This is a genomic window from uncultured Acetatifactor sp. (assembly GCF_948601915.1).
Taxonomy (GTDB): Bacteria; Bacillota; Clostridia; order Lachnospirales; family Lachnospiraceae; genus Acetatifactor.
The window spans coordinates 1-4349 of record NZ_CAPDXS010000236.1 but is presented as its reverse complement, the minus strand read 5'-3'; the positions used below and the strand labels follow the sequence as shown (position 1 = coordinate 4349).

The 4349-nt window shown below is 58.4% G+C and carries 4 protein-coding genes; all 4 read right to left on the bottom strand.

Annotated elements, in window-relative coordinates:
* Positions 1-367: response regulator (locus Q2B33_RS23360; protein WP_300914300.1), on the bottom strand; the 367-nt coding region annotated here is incomplete at its 3' end.
* Between the two features lie 165 nt (positions 368-532).
* Complete coding sequence (locus Q2B33_RS23355; RefSeq protein ID WP_300785263.1) at positions 533-1903, bottom strand: sensor histidine kinase; 1371 nt, start codon at positions 1901-1903, stop codon at positions 533-535.
* 6 nt (positions 1904-1909) lie between these two features.
* Positions 1910-3481, bottom strand: coding sequence for a Sapep family Mn(2+)-dependent dipeptidase (locus tag Q2B33_RS23350; protein WP_300563632.1), 1572 nt, complete (start codon positions 3479-3481; stop codon positions 1910-1912).
* A gap of 279 nt (positions 3482-3760) precedes the next feature.
* On the bottom strand, positions 3761-4349 hold a 589-nt coding region (locus Q2B33_RS23345; RefSeq protein WP_300823257.1), incomplete at its 5' end, for an MATE family efflux transporter.

Genomic DNA, 4349 nt, shown 5'->3' with positions numbered 1-4349 from the left:
CAAGCCCCTCCTCCATCTTCTCCATGCTCTCCTTCACGATATAGTCCAGAGCCTCCAGATGGTAGCGGAACGTCTCGAAGGCCAGGTTCCCATAGGCTGTCACATAGATGATGAACCCCCTGGGATCCAGCCTCCTGATCTCCCGCCCCAGAGCGAACCCGTCCATTTCCTCCCCTTTCAGCTCCACGTCCAGGAAGTAGATTCCCCTCCCCGGATTCTTTTCCACTGCCTCCAGAATCTCTCCCGGACGGCCGCTGCAAAGGGCAATCTCCATGTCATACCCCTGTATCATGATCTGTTTTTCCAGACATTCCCTCTGGATCCTGCGGACTTCCTCCTCGTCCTCGCAAATGTATACTGACAGCACCTTTTCCTCCTTATTCCAGTTCCGCTTCTGTCCCGCACAGCCCCCAGACATGGGCAGAGAATTTCCGGCCGCGAAAGAGATGCGTCCGTAAATCCTCTGGGGGGCCGTGCGGGACAGACGCTGTATTCCAGTTCCGCTTCTGCACAGCACAGCCCCTATTATAATTTACTTCCCGTTCTGCTCCCGCACCTTAAACTCCTGGATGAAATATCCCTCCTGCACCGCCGTGGCAGGCAGCACGTCCTCATAGCCTGCCAGAATCTTCCGGTAGCTGGCAAGCCCCAGGCCCCTGTCCGCCCCTTTGGTGGAATACCCCTGCTGCCAGATCTTATGGACGTCAACGGTATGGTACAGCCGGTTCTTCACCCGGAACGTGGTGTACCCCTCCTGGCTGCTGATCATGATATGCACCCGTGCGTCCTCCCGCCCCCTGACCTCCTCCATGGCATTGTCAATCAGGATTCCTAAGCATCTGCACAGATCCGTGATCCTGCACCTGGTCCCCTGGAAGGGGTGCATCACCTCCAGCTCACAGACCGTGCCGTCCCTCTGCATCTGGGCCAGCTTTGTGAGGAGCAGCCCCTTTACCTCCGTCATGCAGACATTGCCAAGCTGCCCCATCTGCCTGATCCGGTCTCCGATCTGGCTGTCGAAGTCCTCCGTCATCTCCTGGATGAAGCAGTGCGTCTTCGCAAGCTCCCCCTCCCTTGCCGTAAGATACAGCCCCGACATCATATTTTTGTAATCATGCCGGAAGCGCCGCATCTCCTCCTGCATTCCTTCCAGCGTCTTTATATAGACATCCTGCTGCTGGAGGATGATCTGCTGGGAGGCGAATTCCCTGCGCTGCCATTCCTCCATTCCCATGTGGTGGAACAAGACCAGCGCCGCGAACAGCATGAGCAGCGTAATGCCCCAGCTGACATTGCGGCTCACCCCACTGCCCATGAGGAGGTCTGTGGCCCCATAGAACAGGATTGGATATGCGCTCAGGCAAATCATGCCCCGGCTCCAGAACTCCCCATGCTCCAGCCACCGGCGATACGCGTCTCCTATCTTCATTTTATACAGGAGGTACAAAAGCAGGAAAAATACCCCGGGCCCCACCCCATAGTTCACCAACATGTACACCCGGCGCTCTTCCGGGATATTCAGCACAAGGGGCCTGTCCGTGAAAATCAGAAAGGACAGCGTCCCCGAATACTCTACTACAATTTGCGTGAACAAGGTAATGCCCCAGCACCGCCGGAATTTCTCACGAAAGACCAGGCACACGCAGAGCGCATTCCCAATCAGCAGCACGTAAGCCAGCAGTATGTTGTTGAAAATATACGCCAGTAAGCCTTTCTTGTAAAAAACGGTAGCGAGCAATATGACCGACACTTTGCAGACCGTCGCAAGGGCGATTCTGCAAAGTCCGTATTTCCTCGGATTGGCGGGCAGAATCTTCAGCACCGCCATGCCCACGAAGACCACGTACACCAAGCTCACAACAATCGACACCGTATTATGGACGAATACACTCAAAAAACTCATGGCCCGTCACAGCTCCACATCGTTCAGCGCCGCTATGGCACAGGCGTAGATTTTCATGGCCTCCACGAACAGGCGCAGGTTCAGCGCCTCGTCCGGCTCGTGCCCGCCCCCGTGCCCCGGGGCGAAGAGCCGCTCCCTGGCCTCCTTGTCCTCCTCGCTTTCCTTTATGCCGCCGGGGCCGTAGGAAAAGGCGTTGGGGAGCTTCCTGGCATAGGTGCCTCCTCCCATCACATAGCTTTTGGCATCGCTTCCCGTGAGCTCATTGTATACATCCGTCAGTATGTCCACAGCCGGATGCTCCTTGGGAAAATACCCGGGCCTGGAATTGCGCTCCAGCCGGAATCGGATTCCGTTGGCGGCGCCGTAGGCCGTGAGGGCTGCGATGTCCTCCTGGTCCTTGGCCGTGATGGCATAGCGGATGTTCAAGGTCAGGCTCAAATGCCCCTCCTCCATGGCCAGCACCGTGCCCGCGCAGGTGGTCTGGCCGGACACTTCGTCCCGGTAGGCTATCCCCACCTCCGCCCCGTCGTACTCTCTTGTGAGCTTCCCAATCTTGGCGAAGAGCTGCCTGTCATTTTCCGACAGTGCTGTCATATTTTCCAGGAAAAGGCACAGCTCGTGGATAGCGTTGACGCTGCCGTGGGGAGCCGCGCTGTGTTTGCTGGTTCCGCAGGCGGTGACGCGGATGCCCCGGGCTTCCATCTCCCAGGAGATCCTGCCGGCTGTTGCGGCCTTGTCCTGCACCGGCCCGCCTGTCGCGCGCTTTTCTCCGGTCCTTTCTGCTGCGTCCCCACATGCTTCTGGACCGTGCTCTCTGGCAGCCGCAGCATCTTCCGGCACAGCCCCGGCAGGCCCGCATAGCCTGTCAAGCTCCTCCCGCAGCCCCTCACTGTCCGAAAACAATGCCCAGGCCCTGTCGGGAATCATGTTGCTGGCATTGCCGCCCCTGACCTCCAGCACCTGGACGGACACTGCGCCCTCCGTGACCATCTGCCCCTCCAGGATGCCCTTCTCGCCGTAGCACACCGGGAAGCCGCTGTCAGGGGTCATGGACAGCTTGGGCGCGGGATAATGGGCGGTGTAGTATTCCATGTCCTCCATCCCCCGCTCCTCGTCCGTTCCCACGAACAGGCACAGCTCATGCTTCAGCGGCACCTTCAGCTCCCGCAGGCACTCCATCACATACAGGATGCCTATGGCAGGCCCCTTGTTGTCCGAGACGCCCCGGCCAATCAGGAACCGGTCCTTCACCACCGGGTCGAAGGGCCCGTTCTCCCAGCCGTTCCCGGTGGGCACCACGTCCAGATGGTTCCAGAATCCGATCAGGTTGTCCCAGTGCTTTTCCTCCCCGCCGATGCTGCCTACGATATTGCCATGGTTCTCACAGTGGAAGCCATGCTCCCTGCCAATGGCCAGCATCTCCTCCAGGGCCTGCACGCAGCCTCTCCCGAAGGGCGTATCGTCCGTGCCGGGCCGGGAGACGCTGTCGATGCGCACCAGCCGCTTGATGTCCTCCACCATGGCATTTTTATGTTCCTCCAGCCACGCGCCTGCCTTTTCGTACAATTCTCTGTCCATGCCTGTTCCCTCTCAATCTGTGGTTTTCTGTTTTCCATGCCCCGCCATACTTCCACGGTATATTTCATCCTCTCATTTTATAACCTTTTCCTCTTCTTTACAAGTGCGTGCGAGAGAAATATTTCCGGTCGCATATGGACACTGGCCGGGAAATGAGAAAGGCCGCCTCCTTGTCTGGGCAGCCTTGATTCCCTGCTGATCTGTCCGCACGCTCCTACAGGCCATAGGCAGATGCTTTGTCTGCGCCGGACATGCTATTTCTGGAAATTCCCAGAATCCCTACGCCACGATATTGTTCAGCCACACACCCTTCTTCACCAGCACGAACCCGATGACGCATTTGATCAGGTCCAGCATCTGGCAGCATAGGTACAGCGCCGCTATGGCCATGGCGCTGTGGCGGCTGAGCACATAGGCCACGGGGATGCTGACGCACCAGAGGAACACGCTGTCGAATAGGAACGTGATGATCGTCTTTCCTCCGGAGCGCAGGGTGAAATAGGTGGTGTGCAGGAAACCGAAGATAGGCATGCACAGCGCCGCCACCCGCAGGAGCACCGTTGCCAGCTCCTTTACCTCTGTACTGGTATTGTACAGCTTCGGGAACAGGGGCGCAAGGACGAACACGATCGCCCCCATCACCACACAGCTCATCACCGCAAAGGCGATCAGCTTCCTGTCCGTATCCTTGGCCTCCTCCATCTTCCCCGCGCCCAGAAGCTGCCCCACGATGATGGACACCGCGCTTCCCATGGCCACGAACACCACGTTGAACAGGTTGGAAATCACCGTGGAGATGTTCAGGGCCGCCACCGCGTCCAATCCCCTGGTGGAATAGCACTGGGTCATGATGGCCATGCCCGCGGAC

What these genes read in the sequence shown, in the direction of transcription:
- Q2B33_RS23355 (WP_300785263.1), bottom strand. Translation starts at nt 1,903, where the DNA reads ATGAGTTTTTTGAGTGTATTCGTCCATAATACGGTGTCGATTGTTGTG.
- Q2B33_RS23350 (WP_300563632.1), bottom strand. Translation starts at nt 3,481, where the DNA reads ATGGACAGAGAATTGTACGAAAAGGCAGGCGCGTGGCTGGAGGAACAT.